General features: G+C 72.6%; 1 protein-coding gene. It reads left to right on the plus strand.

Annotated features, from left to right (window positions below; all coding sequences use genetic code 11):
* Positions 1 to 22 precede the first annotated feature (22 nt).
* Entirely contained in the window at positions 23 to 19,324 is a 19,302-nt protein-coding gene (locus FB471_RS34710) for a type I polyketide synthase (RefSeq protein WP_246076170.1), read from the plus strand.
* Positions 19,325 to 19,369: the final 45 nt, after the last annotated feature.

Here is a 19,369-nt window from a genome sequence, read left to right on the forward strand (position 1 = left end):
CACGGTTGGGGTTGGGCCACGCATGCCAGAGGACCAGGACAGGGTTGTCGACTACCTTCGGCGGGTCACCGTCGACCTGAGCCGCGCCCGCCAGCGGGTCGAGGAGCTCGAGTACCGCAACCACGAGCCGATCGCCATCGTGGGCATGGGCTGCCGGTACCCCGGCGGGGTCGGTTCACCGGAGGACCTGTGGCGCCTGGTGCACGGGGGCGTGGACGCCATCTCCACCTTCCCCCGGGACCGGGGCTGGCGCACCGGCGACACCTCCGGCCCCGGGCTGGGCGGGTTCCTGGACGGCGCGGCCGAGTTCGATCCGGCGTTCTTCGGCATGTCACCCCGGGAGGCCATGTCCACCGACGCCCAGCACCGGCTGCTGCTGGAGGTGTCCTGGGAGGCGCTGGAACACGCGCGTTTCGACCCGCACTCGCTGCGCGGCAGCCGCACCGGGGTGTTCGCCGGGATCATCTACGGCGACTACGGCACCCTGCTCGATCCCGACGACTTCCGCGGTTATCAGGGCACCGGCAGCGCGCAGAGTCTCGGCTCCGGCCGGGTGGCCTACACCCTGGGCCTGGAGGGCCCGGCGGTCAGCGTGGACACCGCCTGCTCCTCCTCCCTGGTTTCGCTGCACCTCGCGATCCGGTCGCTGCGTTCCGGGGAATGCTCGCTGGCCCTGGCCGGCGGGGTGACCGTGATGTCCACCCCGGCCCCGTTCACCGAGTTCGCCCGGCACGGCGGGTTGGCGGCGGACGGGCGATGCAAGGCGTTCTCCGATGCCGCGGACGGTACGGGGTGGTCGGAGGGCGTCGGGGTGTTGGTGTTGGAACGCCTGTCGGATGCGGAGCGGAACGGGCATCGGGTGTTGGCGGTGGTACGGGGCAGCGCGGTGAACTCCGACGGGGCCTCCAACGGCCTGACCGCACCGAACGGGCCCGCGCAACAGCGGGTGATCGAGGACGCGCTCGGCGACGCCGGACTGTCCACCCAGGACGTTGATGTGGTGGAGGCGCACGGAACGGGCACCAGGCTGGGTGATCCGATCGAGGCGCAGGCGTTGCTGGCGACCTACGGGCAGGATCGGCAGACCCCGCTGCTGCTGGGTTCGGTCAAGTCCAACCTCGGGCACACCCTGGCCGCCGCGGGGGTGGCGGGTGTGATCAAGATGGTGCAGGCGATGCGGTATGGGGTGGCGCCGCGCACGCTGCATGCCGAGGAACCGTCCTCGCATGTGGATTGGTCCGTGGGTGCGGTGGAGTTGTTGGCTGGTGCGGTGGGGTGGCCGGAGTCCGGTCGTGTTCGGCGGGCTGGGGTGTCGTCGTTCGGGATCAGTGGCACCAACGCCCACGTCGTCCTGGAGGCGGCCGATGCGGCGGAGGCGGCGGAGCCCACGGACCCGGATGGCACCCGGCGGCCCACGGTGGTGCCGTGGGTGGTGTCCGCGCGGTCGGCGAGCGGCCTGCGAGCGCAGGCGGGACGGCTGCGCGCGCGACTGGATGCCGGGACCTCGGACGCCGCCGATATCGGGCTGTCGCTGGGTCTGACCCGGTCGGCCTTCGAACATCGTGCGGTGGTACTGGCCGGGGACCAGCCCGCCGCACTGCGGTCGCTGACGGCCATCGCCGAGGGAGACGCCGACCCGGCGGTGATCCAGGGCTCCACGGTTACCGGGAAGACGGCGTTTGTGTTTTCGGGTCAGGGTTCGCAGCGGTTGGGGATGGGTCGGGAGTTGTATGGGCGGTTTTCGGTGTTTGCGGAGGCGTTTGATGAGGTGGTGGCGGAGTTGGGGGTGTCGGTTCGGGAGGTGGTGTGGGGTGAGGATGCGGAGGTGTTGATGGGGACGGGTTGTGCGCAGCCTGCGTTGTTTGCGGTGGAGGTTGCGTTGTGTCGGTTGTTGGGGTCGTGGGGGGTGCGGCCGGATGTTGTGGTGGGGCATTCGGTGGGTGAGTTGGCGGCGGCGCAGGTGGCTGGGGTGTTGTCGTTGCGGGATGCGTGTGTGGTGGTGTCGGCTCGGGCTCGGTTGATGCAGGCCCTGCCCGCGGATTCCGGGGTGATGGTGGCGGTGGGGGCTGGTGTGGATGTGGTGGCCCCGTTGCTCGTGGAGGGGGTGTCGGTTGCGGCGGTGAATGCGCCGGGTTCGGTGGTGTTGTCGGGGGAGCGGGAGGCGGTGGGGGAGGTTGTCGCCGGTCTGGTGCGGGAGGGGTATCGGACGCGGTATTTGTTGGTGAGTCATGCGTTTCATTCGCCGTTGATGGAGCCGATGTTGGCGGAGTTCGGGGAGGTGGTGCGGGGGGTTTCGCCTGGTTTTGGGGAGGTTCCGGTGGTGTCGACGGGTCCGGTGGGGGAGGAGTTTGGGTCGGTGGGGTATTGGGTGCGGCAGGTGCGGGAGCGGGTGCGGTTTGCGGATGCGGTGCGGGCGTTGGTTGAGTCGGGTGTGACGCGGTTTGTTGAGGTCGGGCCGGATGGGTCGTTGTGCGCGGCTGTCCAGGAGTCCGCACCGGAGGCGTTGGTGGTGCCGGTGTTGCGGAGTGAGGGTGGTGAGGAGGAGGCGGTTGTTCGGGGGTTGGCTCGGTTGCATGTGGGTGGTGTGTCGGTGGACTGGGAGGGTTTTTTCGCGGGGACGGGTGCTCGGGTGGTGGATCTGCCGACGTATGCGTTTCAGCATCAGCATTTTTGGCCCGCGCCTTTGACGGCTCGCGGTGATGCCGGCGGGCTCGGACTCGACACCGCCACCCACCCCCTGCTGGGCGCCAGAACGGCCATTGCCGACTCCTCCGGGGTGCTGTTCACCGGGCGGCTGTCCACCGCGACCCATCCCTGGCTGGCCGACCACCAGGTCGGCGGCAGGACCCTGCTCCCGGGCACGGCACTGCTGGAACTGGCCATGCGAGCGGGGGACGAGGTGGGCTGCACGCGGGTGGCCGAACTGACCCTGCTCACCCCGCTGGCACTGCCGGACCAGGACGCGGTAAACGTGCAGGTCTGGGTCGGCGCCGAGGACGAACCCGGCACTCGCCCGATCGGGATCTACAGCCGCCCCGCCGAGATACCCGAAGACGAGTGGACCCGGCACGCCTCGGGCAGGCTGACGACCGGTGAGCGGGTCGGCGAGTTCGGGCCAGGGGAATGGCCGCCGAGCGGGGCCACCCCACTGGACCTGACGGGTCACTACGACCGGGCCGCGGAGGACGGCTTCGACTACGGCCCCGTGTTCCGCGGCCTGCGCGCCGCCTGGCAGTTCGGCACCGAGATCCTCGCCGAGGTGGCGCTACCGGACCAGAACCGGGAGGACGGCGGCTTCGGCCTGCACCCGGCGCTGCTGGACGCGGCCCTGCACGCCATACCGTTCGCCTTTCCCGAGGGCACGGCAGGACCAGGGCTCCCGTTCCGGTGGGAGGGAGCCTCCCTGCACGCCGTGGGAGCGGCAGTGCTGCGGGTCCGGATCACCCCGCGCGCCGAAGGCGAACTCGCGTTGACCGCGGTGGACCCCGACGGCTCCCCCGTGGTTTCGGTCGATTCCCTGACGCTGCGCCCCCCTGCCGAGATCACCGAAACCGTGACCCGAGCCGAACCAGTGTTCACCGTGGCCTGGTCCCCGCTGCCACCGCCACCGCCGAGCACGGCCGAGCCCACGGTGGCCGTGCTCGGCGACGGGCTGGACTCGGTCACCGATCCGGTGCCGGACCTGGTGCTCCTCGACCTGACCGGGTCCGCGACCGGGGAGGTGGTGGCGGCCACGCACCGGCAGACGGCCCGCGTCCTGCACCTGGCGCAACAGTGGCTCGACGAGGAACGGTTCGCACCTTCCCGGCTGGTCGTGATGACGCGTGGTGCGCTGGACGGCGGTGACCCGGCCGCGGCCGCGGTGGGCGGGCTGCTGCGTTCCGCCGCCGCCGAGCACCCGGGCCGGTTCGTCCTGCTGGACATCGAGTCCGAGGACGATGTCGCGCTCGCGTTACCGTGGCTGGCGACCGCGAACGAGACGCAACTCGCCGTCCGGGACGGCGCGGTATGCGCCGGAAGGCTACGCCGGACCTTGCCGGACCCCGGTTCCACCTGGGACCGGGACGGCGTGGTGCTGCTGACCGGCGGCACCGGCGGTGTCGGCAGGGAACTCGCCCGGCACCTGGCGGCCCAGGGGTTCCGGCACCTCGTGCTGGCCGGCCGCCGTGGTCCCGCCGCCGACGGCGCGCAGGACCTGATCGGGGAACTGGCCTGCCTGGGAGCCGAGGCACGGCTGGTCTCCTGCGACCTCGGCGACCGCGATGCGGTACGCGAGCTGGTCGAGCAGGCCGGTGCGGCACGCCCGCTGACCGCCGTGGTGCACGCGGCCGGGGTCACCGACGACGGGGTACTGGCCTTCCAGAGCCCCGAACGACTCGCCACAGTGCTCCACCCCAAGGCCGATGCCGCCTGGTACCTGCATGAGGCCACGCGGGATATGCCGCTGGCCGGTTTCGTGCTGTTCTCTTCGGCCGCGGGGGTGTTCGGTACTCCGGGGCAGGCCAACTATGCCGCAGCGAACGCGTTCCTGGACGGTCTTGCCACGCGACGGCACCGGGACGGGTTGCCGGGACTGTCCCTGGCCTGGGGAGCCTGGACCACCGGCATGGCCGCCGAGATGTCTGATGTGGACCGGGATCGGATGGCGCGCACCGGGTTCCGGCCGCTGGAGATCGCGGAAGGTCTCGCGCTGTTCGACCGGGCGGTGAGTACCGACGCCACCTGCCTGGTAGCCGCCCCACTGGACGTCCGCACTCTCCGCGCGGCTCCGGAGATACCGCCGATGCTGTGGGAACTCGCGGGGGTACGGCGGCGGGCCGCGAGCCGGGGCTCGGCCACCACCGAGCACCTGGCAAAGCGGTTGCGTGGCGTGCCGGAGGCGGAGCGGTTCGAGGTGCTGTCGGATGTGGTGTGTGGCCGGGTGGCCTCCGTGTTGGGGTACGGGGACGGGTTCGTGGTGGGCAGCGATGTGTCGTTTCGGGAGTTGGGTTTCGATTCGTTGACGGCGGTGGAGTTGCGGAACGAGTTGGGTGCGGTGACGGGGTTGCGGTTGCCCGCGACGCTGGTTTTCGACTTCCCTTCGGTGGGTGGCGTGGTGGAGTTCCTGCTGGGCGAGTTGGTGGGGTCGGGTGGTGCGGGTGAGTCCGTCGTGGGCGTGGGTGCGGGTGCTGTGTCGGGTGATCCGGTCGTGGTGGTGGGTATGGGGTGCCGCTACCCGGGTGGAGTGAACTCTCCCGAGGACCTGTGGGATCTCGTGCTCGGTGAGAAGGACTCGATCAGTGGCTTTCCCACCGACCGGGGCTGGGACCTGGACACCCTGTTCCACCCGGACCCGGACCATCCCGGTACCTCCTACACCCGCTCGGGTGGGTTTCTGCATGATGCCTCCGGTTTCGATGCGGGGTTTTTCGGGATGTCGCCGCGGGAGGCGGTGGCGACGGATGCGCAGCAGCGGTTGTTGTTGGAGGTGTCGTGGGAGGCGTTGGAGCGTGCGGGGATTGATCCGTTGGGGTTGCGGGGGTCGGCGACGGGGGTGTTTGCGGGGGTGATGTACAGCGACTACGGGACCCTGCTCGGCGGCGAGTTCGAAGGGCACCAGAGTACGGGAAGCGCGCCCAGTGTGGCGTCGGGTCGGGTGGCTTACGCGTTGGGTCTTGAGGGTCCCGCGGTGACGGTGGATACGGCGTGTTCGTCGTCGTTGGTGTCGTTGCATTTGGCGGTGCAGGCGTTGCGGTTGGGGGAGTGTTCGTTGGCGTTGGCTGGTGGGGTGACGGTGATGGCGACGCCGGGTACGTTTGTGGGTTTTTCTCGTCAGGGTGGGTTGGCGCCTGATGGGCGGTGTAAGGCGTATGGCGAGGGCGCGGATGGTACGGGGTGGTCGGAGGGTGTGGGGGTGTTGGTGTTGGAGCGGTTGTCGGATGCGGTGCGGAATGGGCGTCGGGTGTTGGCGGTGGTGCGGGGTTCTGCGGTGAATCAGGATGGTGCGTCGAATGGGTTGACGGCGCCGAATGGTCCTGCGCAGCAGCGGGTGATTCGGCAGGCGTTGGGGTCGGCGGGGTTGTCTGGTGTGGATGTGGATGTGGTGGAGGGTCATGGGACGGGGACGTCGTTGGGTGATCCGATTGAGGTGCAGGCGTTGTTGGCGACGTATGGGCAGGGTCGTGAGGTTCCGTTGTTGTTGGGTTCGGTGAAGTCGAATTTGGGGCATACGCAGGCGGCGGCGGGGGTGGCTGGGGTGATCAAGATGGTGTTGGCGATGCGGTATGGGGTGGTGCCGCGCTCGCTGCATGCTGAGGTGCCGTCTTCGCATGTGGATTGGTCTGTGGGTGCGGTGGAGTTGTTGGCGGAGCGGGCGGCGTGGCCGGAGGCCGGCAGGGCCCGCCGGGCTGGGGTGTCGTCGTTTGGGATTAGTGGCACTAATGCGCATGTGGTGTTGGAGCAGGGTCCCGTTCCGGTTGAGGCGGCGGCTCCTGTGGCGGGGTCTGTGGTGGTGCCGTGGGTGGTGTCGGCGAAGTCGGAGGCGGCGTTGACCGCGCAGGTGGGACGACTCACCGCGATGCTGAGCACCGATCCCCGGCCGAATCCGGTGGACATCGGGTGGTCGTTGGTGTCGGGTCGTTCGGTGTTTGAGCATCGTGCGGTGTTGTTGGTTGGGGGTGGGGGTGTTGCGGTGGAGGTTGCTCGTGGGGTGGCTGGTGTGGGTAGGACGGCGTTTGTGTTTTCGGGTCAGGGTTCGCAGCGGTTGGGGATGGGTCGGGAGTTGTATGGGCGGTTTTCGGTGTTTGCGGAGGCGTTTGATGAGGTGGTGGCGGAGTTGGGGGTGTCGGTTCGGGAGGTGGTGTGGGGTGAGGATGCGGAGGTGTTGATGGGGACGGGTTGTGCGCAGCCTGCGTTGTTTGCGGTGGAGGTTGCGTTGTGTCGGTTGTTGGGGTCGTGGGGGGTGCGGCCGGATGTTGTGGTGGGGCATTCGGTGGGTGAGTTGGCGGCGGCGCAGGTGGCTGGGGTGTTGTCGTTGCGGGATGCGTGCGCGGTGGTCGGCGCGCGCGCCCGGTTGATGCAGGCCCTGCCCGCGGACATCGGTGCGATGGTCGCCGTCCGCGCCGGGGAACGGGAGATCCAGCCGTTGTTGGAGTCCTATCCGGGCCGGGTGTCGGTTGCGGCGGTGAATGCGCCTGGTTCGGTGGTGTTGTCGGGGGAGCGGGAGGCGGTGGAGGCGATTGTGGCGGTTCTGGTTGGGCGGGGGTATCGGGTGCGGTATTTGTCGGTGAGTCATGCGTTTCATTCGCCGTTGATGGAGCCGATGTTGGCGGAGTTTGCCCGGGCTATCGATGGGATCACGGTGGAGCGGGCGGGTATTCCGGTGTTGCCTACCGCTGCTGAGGGGTCTGGTGGCTTCGGTTCGGTGGAGTATTGGGTGCGGCAGGTGCGGCAACCTGTCCGGTTCGCTGACACGGTCGAGGCCCTCGGCGAGCGCGGCGTCGGCACTGTGCTGGAGGTCGGGCCGGATGGCTCGCTGTGCGCCGCCGTGCAGGAAACGCTGCCCGAGGCCACCGTGCTGCCGGTGTTGCGGAGTGAGGTTGGTGAGGAGGAGGCGGTTGTTCGGGGGTTGGCTCGGTTGTATGTGGGTGGTGTGTCGGTGGATTGGGCGGGTTTTTTCGCGGGGACGGGTGCTCGGGTGGTGGATCTGCCGACGTATGCGTTTCAGCATCAGCATTTTTGGCCCGCGCCTTCGACGGCTCGCGGTGATGCCGGCGGGCTCGGACTCGACACCGCCACCCACCCCCTGCTGGGTGGCGCGGTGGAACTCGCGGATGAGTCCGGCGTCCTGCTCACCGGCGTGCTCTCCCCGCGCACCCATCCCTGGCTGGCCGACCATGCCGTCGGCGGGCGGATCCTGTTCCCCGGTACCGGTTTCCTCGAACTGGCGGTCCATGCCGGTGACCAGGTGGGCTGCGACCGCGTCGAGGAACTGACCCTGGGCGCGCCCCTGGTGCTGCCCGCGCAAGGTCGGGTCCGGTTGCAGGTCCGGGTCGGCCCGCCCGACGAGCACGGCAGGCGGCCACTCACCATCCACGCCCGGCAGGAGAGCGCGCAGGACAGCCCGTGGACCCGGCATGCCGACGGCGTGCTGACCACCACCGATCCCGCCACCGAGCCCGCCGTCCCCGATACGAACTGGCCGCCACCGGACGCCGAACCGGTGGACATGAGCGGGCTGTACGAGTGGTTCGCGGGGGCCGGCTACGCCTACGGCCCCCTGTTCCGCGGACTACGCGCCGCATGGCGACGCGCGGGCGAGGTACTCGCCGAGGTCGCTCTGCCGGATGGGGACGCCGACGGGTTCGGCCTGCACCCCGCGGTACTGGACGCGGCGCTGCACGCACTGGCGGCGACCCGGCCCTGGACCGGCGAGCAACGGTTGCCCTTCGCCTGGGAGGGCGTGACCCTGCATGCCTCCGGCGCCTCGCTGCTGCGGGTGCGGCTGACCGACCGGGACGGTGACGGCGTGGCCATCGCCGCCGCCGACGCGGCGGGCGAGCCGGTCGTCACCATCGACGCGCTGCGGGACCGGGTCGTGGACGGCACGGAACTCGGTGCGTCGGCCGACCCCGCGCGGGATACGCTGTTCACCCTCGACTGGACCCCGGCACCCGAGCCCGGCGCGGGGCCACCGGCCCCGGTGGCCGTACTCGGCGAGCACCCCGCGGACTGGGCCCTGCCGCCGGACACGATCCATGGCGCGGACCTGCCCGAACTGGCGGACCTCGCCGCGGCGGGCACGCTGCCCGGTACCGTGCTGGCCCATCTCGCCGCCGACCCCGCCGAGGTCGTCACGGGCGCACACCGGGTCACGACCGACCTGCTGGCGCTGGCCCAGCGGTGGCTGGCCGACGACCGGCTGGCCGGTACCCGGCTCGTCCTCGTGACCGGCGGCGCGGAGCACGACGACAACCTGCCCGCGGCTGCCGCCCGCGGGCTGCTACGCACCGCGATGTCCGAGCATCCCGACCGGTTCGGCCTGCTCGACCTGACCACAGGGGCCGACCTCGGTACCGCCCTCTGCCACCTGCCGACCGGGGACGAACCGCGGATAGCGGTACGGGACGGCCGGACGTTCCTGCCGAGGCTGCGCAGGGCACCCGCCGCCGGTGCGACGGCCGGCTGGGACCTCGATGGCACCGTCCTGATCACCGGCGGCACCGGTGGCCTCGGCCGCCTGCTGGCCAGGCACCTGGCAGGCCAGGGCTTCCGGCGACTGCTGCTCACCAGCCGCCGCGGCCCGGACGCCGAGGGAGCCGCCGAGCTGCTCGCCGAACTGCGGGCATCCGGCGCCGAGGCCACGATCCTGGCCCGCGACCTCACCGACCGCGACACGGTCGAACACCTCATCGCCGAGGCTCCCGCGCTGACCGCCGTGATACACGCCGCCGGTGTACTGGACGACGGGGTCGTCGCGGCGCTGACGCCGGATCGGGTGCGCGCCGTACTCGCCCCGAAGGTGGATGCGGCCTGGTACCTGCATGAGGCGACCCGGGACGTGCCGCTGGCGGGTTTCGTGCTGTTCTCCTCGGCGGCGGGGGTGTTCGGCACTCCCGGGCAGGCCAACTATGCCGCCGCCAACGCGTTCCTGGACGGCCTGGCCGAGCGGCGGCGCCGCGACGGGCTCCCGGGACTGTCCCTCGCCTGGGGAGCCTGGGCCGCGCGGGAGGGGCTCACCGGCGGACTGTCCGATGCGGACTGGGAGCGGGCGGCGCGTGCCGGGCTGCGCCCGTTGCCGGTGGAACGCGGACTCGAACTGTTCGACACCGCCGTCCGCACCGACCGGGACGCCGCCACACTGGTGGCCACCCCACTCGACCTTCCCGCGCTGCGCCAGCGGCGAGAGGTCCTGCCCTTGCTGCGCGGCCTGGCCGGGCCGCGGCGAAGGGTGGCGGCCGGGGAGGCCATCACCGCGGGCGGCCTGCGGGAACGGTTGCGTGACTTGTCCGAGGGGCAGCGGTTCGGGGCGGTACGGGACGTGGTGTGTGGCCGGGTGGCCTCGGTGCTGGGGTTGGGTGATGGCGACGAGGTGGGTGTTGGTCTGTCGTTTCGGGAGTTGGGTTTCGATTCGTTGACGGCGGTGGAGTTGCGGAACGAGTTGGGTGCGGTGACGGGGCTGCGGTTGCCCGCGACGCTGGTTTTCGACTTCCCTTCGGTGGGTGGTGTGGTGGAGTTCCTGGTGCGGGAGCTGGTGGGTTCTTCCGGCGGCGCTGGTGGTGCTGGTGGTTCCGCGGATGTCGGGGTCGTGTCCGGTGATCCGGTCGTGGTGGTGGGAATGGGGTGCCGGTTTCCGGGCGGGGTGGACTCCCCGGACGACCTCTGGCGGCTGGTTTCCGAGGGCGTGGACGCCATCACCGGGTTCCCCGCCGACCGGAACTGGGATGTCGCGGGCCGGACATCCACCACATCCGGAGGATTCCTGCATGACGCTTCCGGTTTCGATGCGGATTTTTTCGGGATGTCGCCGCGGGAGGCGGTGGCGACGGATGCGCAGCAGCGGTTGTTGCTCGAGGTGTCGTGGGAGGCGCTCGAGCGTGCGGGGATCGATCCGCGGGCGTTGCGGGGGTCGCCGACCGGGGTGTTCGCGGGGGTGATGTACAGCGACTACGCCACCCTGCTCGGCGCGGAGTTCGAAGGGCACCAGGGCACCGGCAGCGCGTCCAGCGTGGCCTCCGGCCGGGTGGCCTACACCCTCGGGCTGGAAGGCCCCGCGGTCAGCGTGGACACCGCGTGCTCCTCCTCGCTGGTGGCGTTGCACTGGGCGGCGCAGGCGTTGCGGTCGGGCGAATGCTCGCTGGCCCTTGCCGGTGGCGTCACCGTGATGTCCACCCCGAACACCTTCGTCGAGTTCACCAAGCAGGGCGGCCTCGCCCCGGACGGCCGCTGCAAGGCCTTCGGGGACTCCGCCGATGGGGTGGCGTGGTCCGAGGGCATCGGGATGCTGGTGCTGGAACGGCTGTCCGACGCGGAACGCAACGGGCACCGGGTTCTTGCCGTGGTGCGGGGCGCGGCGGTGAACCAGGATGGTGCGTCGAACGGGTTGACGGCGCCGAATGGTCCCGCGCAGCAGCGGGTGATCCGGCAGGCGCTGGCCTCGGCCGGGCTGTCCGGCACGGACGTGGATGTGGTGGAAGGGCACGGCACCGGTACTCCCCTCGGCGATCCGATCGAGGCGCAGGCGTTGCTGGCCACCTACGGGCAGGACCGCGAGACCCCGCTGCTGCTGGGCTCGGTCAAGTCCAACCTGGGGCACACCCAGGCCGCAGCCGGGGTCGCCGGCGTCATCAAGGCGGTGCAGGCCATGCGGCACGGGGTCGCCCCGCGCAGCCTGCACGCCGAGGAACCTTCCTCCCGTATCGACTGGTCGGCAGGGAAGGTCGAGCTGCTCGCCGAGCAGGTCGCGTGGCCGGAGGTGGACCGCCCGCGCCGGGCCGCGGTGTCCTCCTTCGGGATCAGCGGCACCAACGCCCACATCATCCTGGAACGGCCCGAGCCGCGGGACAGCGGGACACCGGCCGACCCGGTGGTGGAAGCGGCCCCGGTGCCCTGGGTGCTCTCCGGCCGGACCGAACCCGCCCTGCGCGCGCAGGCGACCAACCTCGTCGCCGCCGCCAGGGAAAGTCCGGAATGGACCCCGCAGGACGTCGGGCGTGCCCTGCTGGGCCGCACCGGGTTCGAGCACCGGGCGGTGATCATCGGCGCCGAGCGGGACCGGCTGCTGGCCGCGGCCGCCACCATCGGCACCGGTCGCCCGGACACCGGCGTGGTCGAGGGAACGGCCGACCTCGCCGGGAGCGGGGTGGTGTTCGTGTTCCCCGGACAGGGCGCCCAGTGGCCGGGGATGGGTGCGCGGCTGCTGGCCGAGTCCCCGGTGTTCGCCGAACGCATGGCCGAGTGCGAGCGGGCACTGGCCCCCTGGGTGGACTGGTCGCCCACGGAGGTACTGCGCGGCGCCGAGGGCGCCCCGCCCCTGGATCGGGTCGATGTGGTGCAGCCGGTTTCCTTCGCGATGATGGTCTCGCTGGCCGGGCTGTGGCGTTCCTGCGGGGTGCGGCCGGACGCGGTGGTCGGCCACTCGCAGGGCGAGATCGCCGCGGCCGTGGTCGCCGGGGCACTGTCGCTCGAGGACGGTGCCCGCGTGGTCGCGGTCCGCAGCGGGGCCATCGCCCGGCGGCTGGCCGGTGGCGGCGGAATGCTGTCCATCGCCCTGCCCGCCGAGGAGGTCGCCGCCCGCCTGCCGGAAGGGGAGCGGGTGTCGATCGCGGCGGTGAACGCGCCCGGCTCGGTCGTGGTCTCCGGCGAGGGCGAGGCACTCGACGAGCTGGCCGCCACCCTGACCGGGGACGGCGTACGGACCCGGCGGATCGCGGTCGACTACGCCTCGCACTCCACCCAGGTCGAGCTGCTGCACGACACGCTGCCCGGTGAACTGGCCGGGATCGAGCCCCGGCCCGCCCGCGTGCCGTTCCACTCCACGGTGACCGGGGAATGGCTGGACGGTCCCGAGGTGGACGCCGGGTACTGGTACCGCAACCTGCGGCACACCGTGGCCTTCGAACCCGCGGTACGCGCGCTGCTCGACCAGCGGTACCGGATGTTCGTGGAGATCGGCCCGCACCCGGTGCTCACCCCCGGCATCCAGGAGACCATCGACACCACCGGGGTACCCGCGGCCACCGGCGCGACCCTGCGACGCGAGGACGGCGGGCTCGACCGGTGGCTGACCTCGCTGGCCGAGCTGTACGTGCGTGGCCTGGCGGTGGACTGGTCCGCCTGCTTCGCCCGCGCCTCCACGCGCGAGGTGGACCTGCCGACCTACCCCTTCCAGCACGAGCGGTACTGGCCGGAACCCGCGCCGATCCCGGCGGCGGAGGACGGCGAGGCGGCGTTCTGGTCGGACCTGGAGCGGCAGGACCTCGGGTCCCTCGCCGTCGGCCTGGGGGTGGACGAGGAATCCCTCGGCACCGTGCTGCCCGCCCTCGCCTCCTGGCGGGCCGCTCGCCGGGAGGACTCCGCGCTGGAGAGCTGGCGCTACCGGGTTGCCTGGCGCCCGGTCCGCGGCGGCACCGCCCCGGTGCTCACCGGAACCTGGCTGCTGGTCACCACGGACGACGTGCCGGACGGTGCCGTGCGCGAAGCCCTCGCCTCCCACGGGGCCGAGGTCCGCGGGGTGACCCTGGACCCGTCCCGCGCCGACCGGGAGACCGTGGCCGGCACGATCGGCGGGCCGGGCGATCTCGCCGGGGTGGTGTCCCTGCTGGCCATGGCGGAGGAACCGGCGGCGGGGCGGCCCGCGCCGACCACGGGCACGGCGCTGACCCTGGCGCTGGTGCAGGCGCTCGGCGACCTCGGCGTGCCCGCCCCGCTGTGGTGCCTGACCCGCGGCGCCGTGTCCACCGGCGCCGGGGACCGGCTGGACCACCCGTCACAGGCACAGGTGCTCGGGCTCGGATACACCGCGGCGCTGGAGCACCCGCACCGGTGGGGTGGCCTGATCGACCTGCCCCCGACCCTGGACAGCCGGGCCGGCCGGCGGCTCGCGGGGATCCTGGCCGGTCCGGACGGCGAGGACCAGTTGGCCGTCCGCGAGTCCGGGGCGTACGCCCGGCGGGTGGTGCGGGCGCCGGAGCCCGGCCGGGAACCCCGGCGCGCCTGGACCCCGCGGGACACCACCCTGGTGACCGGCGGAACCGGCGTGCTCGGCTCCTTCCTCGCCCGGCACCTCGCCCGGCAGGGAGCCGAGCACCTGGTGCTGGTCAGCCGCGCGGGCGCCCTGGCCTCCGGCGCCGAGGACCTCGCGGCCGAGCTGACCGAACTCGGTACCACCGTCACCATCGAGGCCTGCGATATGGCCGACCGGGCCGCCGTCGCGGGCCTGCTCGACCGGCTGGCGACCGGTGGGCACGTGCTCCGTAACGTCTTCCACATCGCCGGGCTCGTCCGGCTGGCCACCCTCGCCGACACCACCGCGGCCGAGTTCGCCGAGGCACTGGCCGCCAAGGTCGCCGGTGCCCGCCATCTCGACGAACTGCTCGACCCCGGCACCCTCGACGCCTTCGTGCTGTACTCCTCCACCACGGGCGTCTGGGGCAGTGGCGAGCACGCCGCGTACTCGGCGGGCAACGCCTACCTGGAAGCACTGGCCCGCGACCGCCGCGACCGCGGCCTGCCCGCGACCTGCGTGTCCTGGGGCACCTGGTGGGACGACCTGGACCGGCTGCCGGTCCAGCGGATCGAGGGCAGCGGGCTGGTGCTGATGGACCCCGAACCCGCGCTCCGGGCGCTGCGACGTGCCCTGGACGAGGACGAGACCCAGCTGACCGTCGCCGATATCGACTGGGACCGCTACCACCCGGTGTTCACCTCCTCCCGGCCATCCCGGCTCTTCGACGAGGTGCCGGAGGTCCGTGCGCTGCGCCGGGCGGCGGGCGGCGACCGGGACACCCCCGCCGGTGGCGAGTTCGCCGCCGGGCTGCGGGCGCTCCCTGAGGAGGAGCAGCGGGCGACCCTGGTCGAACTGGTCCGCTCCCAGGCGGCGCTGGTCCTCGGGCACTCCACGGCGGAGGCCGTGCCGGCGGGGCGGGCCCTGCGGGAGATCGGGTTCGACTCGGTGACCGCGGTCGACCTGCGCAACCGGCTGAGCCGAGCCACCGGGCTGACCCTGCCGGCCACCATGGTGTTCGACCACCCGGACGCGACCGCGCTGGCCGAGTTCCTCCGCTCGCTCGCGCTGGGCACCGCCACCGGCACCACGGCACCCGCCGCGGTCACCACCGGCAACGACGAGCCGGTCGCGATCGTGGCGATGAGCTGCCGCTTCCCCGGCGGCGTCGGCGGGCCGGAGGACCTGTGGCGGTTGCTCACCGAGGGCACCGACGCGATCTCCGCACTGCCCACCGACCGCGGCTGGGACCTGGACCGGCTGTTCGGCGCGGACCCGGACGCACCCGGCACCTCCTACGCCCGCCACGGTGGGTTCCTGGCCGGTGCGGCCGATTTCGACGCGGAGTTCTTCGGGGTGTCCCCGCGCGAGGCACTGACCATGGATCCGCAGCAACGACTCCTGCTGGAGACCACCTGGGAGACCTTCGAGCGGGCCGGGATCGACCCCGCCGGGCTGCGCGGCGGGAACGTCGGCACCTTCGTCGGCGCCAGCTACCAGGACTACGGCACCGACCCGGAACCGGGGGACGAGGGCTACGTGGTGACCAGCACCGTGGCCAGCGCACTGTCCGGCAGGGTGGCCTACCTGTTCGGGCTCGAAGGACCCGCGGTCACCGTGGACACCGCCTGCTCCTCCTCACTGGTGGCGCTGCACATGGCGGCACAGTCGGTGCGCGGCGGGGAGAGCTCACTGGCGCTGGCCGGCGGGGTCACCGTGATGCCCACCCCCAGGGCGTTCGTCGCCTTCAGCCGCCAGCGCGCCATCGCCCCCGACGGCCGCTGCAAGGCCTTCGCCGACACCGCGGACGGGATGAGCCTCGCCGAGGGCGTCGGTGTGTTGCTCGTCGAGCGGCTGTCCGAGGCGCGGCGCAACGGGCACCCGGTGCTGGCCGTGCTCCGCGGCAGCGCGGTGAACTCCGACGGTGCCTCCAACGGGCTGACCGCGCCGAACGGGCCGTCCCAGCAGCGGGTGATCCGGCAGGCGCTGGCCAATGCCGAACTGTCCACATCGGACATCGACATGGTCGAGGCGCACGGCACCGGTACCGCGCTGGGTGACCCGATCGAGGCGCAGGCGTTGCTGGCCACCTACGGGCAGGACCGCGAGAGCCCGCTGCTGCTGGGCTCGGTGAAGTCGAACCTCGGGCACACCCAGGCCGCCGCCGGGGTGGCGGGAGTCATCAAGGCCGTGCTGGCACTGCGGCACGGGATCGCCCCGCGCACCCTGCACGTGGACGCGCCGTCGTCCCATGTGGACTGGTCCGCCGGGGCCGTGGACCTGCTCACCGAGGAGCGGGCCTGGCCCGAGCGGGACCGGCCGCGCCGCGCCGGGGTCTCCTCGTTCGGGATCAGCGGCACCAACGCCCACGCCATCCTCGAGCAGCCCGAGCCGGAACCGCACCGGGCCGGCCCGCCGAGCACCCCGGAAGTCGTGCCCTGGGTGGTGTCCGGCCGGACCGAATCCGCCGCTCGCGCGCAGGTGGAGCGGTTGCTGGTGGCCACGGCGGAATCCGGAGCCGATCCGGTGGACGTCGGCTGGTCGCTGGCCACCGGCCGATCGCCGCTGGAGCACCGGATCGTGCTCGGGTGGGACGGCACCCGGCAGACCGAACTCGCGCACGGCGCGGGAACCGGCACCAGGCTGGTGCTGCTGTTCCCCGGGCAGGGTGCGCAACGGGCGGGCATGGGCCGGGAGCTGGCCGCCCGGTTCCCGGTGTTCGCCAAGGCATGGGACGAGGTGTGCGCGCTGCTGGACCCCGAGCTGCCGGTCCCGGTGGCCCGCTCGCTCACCGAGCAGGACCTGCTGGACGGCACCGAGGCGGCCCAGCCCGCGCTGTTCGCCCTGGAGGTCGCCCTGTACCGGCTGGTGGAGTCCCTCGGGATCCGGCCGGACGCGCTGATCGGGCACTCCATCGGCGAGATCGCGGCGGCGCATGTCGCTGGCGCGCTGTCGCTGGCGGACGCCTGCGCGCTGGTGGCCGCCCGCGCCCGGCTGATGGGGGCACTGCCGCCCGGCGGGGCGATGGTGGCCCTGCCCGCCGCCGAGGCCGAGGTCGTGGCGCTGCTGTCCGGCCTGCGGGACCGGGTGTCGATCGCCGCGGTGAACGGGCCGGAGTCGGTGGTGCTGGCCGGGGAGGAAGACGCCGTGGCCGAGGTGGCCGCCCGGTTCCCCCGCTCGAGGCGGCTGCGCACCAGCCACGCCTTCCACTCCCCGCTGATGGCGCCGATGCTGGCCGAGTTCCGGGCCGCACTGGCCGGCCTCGACCCGCGGGAACCGCGTATCCCGGTGATCTCCACCGTGACCGGGGAGCGGGCGGGCCCGGACTGGGGCTCGGTGGACTACTGGGTCGAGCACGTGCGGCACACCGTCCGGTTCGGCGACGCCATCACCAGCGCCGTGGCCCACGGCGCGGATGCCTTCCTCGAACTGGGACCGGACGCGGTACTCACCGGCCCGGTCGCCGACATCGCGCCGGACACGCCCACCGTCCCGCTGCTGCGCCGAGACCGCGGCGAGGAACTCGCCGCCGTCACCGCACTGGCCCGGCTGCACTGCGCGGGCATCCACCTCGACTGGGCCGGACTGTTCGCGGAAACCGGAGCGTCCAGAGTGGACCTGCCCACCTACCCCTTCCAGCACCAGCGGTTCTGGCTCGCCCCCGGCGGCACCGCGGGGCAGGGTGCCGCGACGCCGGCGCTCGGGGACGCGCTGTTCGAGATCCGGTGGCCGCCGGTACCCGAGCGGGCGGCCGGGGCGCCCACCGACCGGTGGGCAGTGCTCGGCGACTGCCCGGCGGCCGAGACGCTGGCCTGGTGCGGAATCCCGCGACGAGCGGAGACCACCGTCCCCGAGTTGGCCGCCGCCCTCCCCGGCGCCGAACCCGCGCCGGAGGTCGTGCTGCTGCCGGTCGAACCCGGCGAGCAGCACCCCGTGGCCGGGGCGCACGACACGGTCACCGGGCTGCTCGCGCAGCTACGGGCCTGGCTGGCCGAGGACCGCTTCGCCCACTCCCGCCTGGTGCTGCTGACCCGGAACGCGGTACCTGCCGGGCCGGGGGACGAGGTGACCGGGCTGGTCGCGGCCGGGGTATGGGGGCTGGTGCGCTCCGCGCAGGCCGAGCACCCCGGCCGGTTCCTCCTCGCCGACCTGGACGGGGAACAGGACTCGGCCGCGGCACTGGTCGGCGCCCTCGCCGCGGGCGGGGAGCCACAACTGGCCGCCAGGGCGGGCACGGTCGGCGCGCCCCGGCTCACCCGGCTCGAGTTCCCCGCGCCGGACAGCGGCGGGCGACCCGCCTGGCGGTGGCCCAGCACCGGCACCGTGCTGATCACCGGCGGCACCGGCGCACTCGGCAGCCGGCTCGCGCGCCACCTGGTCACCCGGCACGGGGTGCGCAGCCTGCTGCTCACCAGCAGGCAAGGTCCGGACGCGCCGGGCGCGGGCGAACTGGCCGGGGAACTCACCACCCATGGCGCTCAGGTACGGGTCGTGGCCTGCGACACCGCCGACCGCGAGCAACTCTCCGCCCTGCTGCGTGAGATTCCCGCCGAACACCCGCTGTCCGGGGTGGCGCACCTGGCCGGGGTCCTGGACGACGGCGTGCTCACCGGCCTCACCGCCGAGCGGGTCGAGCGGGTGCTGCGGCCCAAGGTGGACGCCGCGGTGCACCTGGACGAGCTGACCCGCGACCTGGACCTCTCGGCGTTCGTGCTGTTCTCCGGTTTCGCCGGGGTACTGGGCAGTGCGGGCCAGGCAGGCTACGCGGCGGCGAACGCCTTCCTGGACGCGCTGGCGCACCGGCGCCGCGCGCTCGGGCTGCCCGCCGCCGCGGTGGCCTGGGGACTGTGGGAGCAGGACACCGGGATGGCGGGCGAGTTGGGCGAGGCGGACGTCGCCAGGATCCGCCGCTCCGGCCTCGTGCCGATCACCACCCGCCACGGGCTCGACCTGCTGGACACCGCCGCCGCGGCGAGCACGCCACTGGTCGTGGCCGCACCGCTGAACCTGACGGCACTCGGCGCCGGCACCCCGCCGAGCCTGCTGCGCGACCTGACCGGGACCACCGGGCAGGCCGCGACCAACGGGCACGGCCCGCCCGGTGCGGAACTCGCGCGGCGGCTGGCGGGCCAGGATGCCGAGCGGCAGCACGAACTGCTGCTGGAGCTGGTGTCCGAGTCGGCAGCCACGGTGCTCGGCCACCGGCCGGCCACCGCCGTCGACCGCCACCGTGGCTTCCTCGAGCTCGGGATGACCTCGCTGAACGGGGTCGAGCTGCGCAACCTGCTCACCGCGCGGACCGGGCTGAGCCTGCCCACCACGCTGATCTTCGACCACGCCAGCCCGGACGAACTGGCCACCCACCTGCGGGACCTGCTCAGCGGCGAGGGCGCCGAGCCGGCCGCACCGGCACTGGACGAGCTCGCCCGGCTGGAGGCGGCCGTCGCGGAAACCCCGGTCGATCCGGAGACCAGGGCACGGCTGGTCAGGCGGCTGTCCGCCGTGTTGTGGACCCTGCGGGACGGTGCGGACCGGCAGGAGAACGGCGCCGAGACCGGACTGCGCACCGCCAGCGACGAGGAGATGTTCGCGCTGATCGACGAGGAACTCGGGCTCGACTGACGCCCGCCAGAAGGACCGGCAGAGCGAGGGACCGACGTATGACGA

The sequence above is a fragment of the Amycolatopsis cihanbeyliensis genome, assembly GCF_006715045.1.
GTDB lineage: Bacteria > Actinomycetota > Actinomycetes > Mycobacteriales > Pseudonocardiaceae > Amycolatopsis > Amycolatopsis cihanbeyliensis.

Bases quoted from the DNA above. Each gene is read 5' to 3' on its own strand.
- FB471_RS34710 (WP_246076170.1), top strand. From the start codon at position 23: ATGCCAGAGGACCAGGACAGGGTTGTCGACTACCTTCGGCGGGTCACC.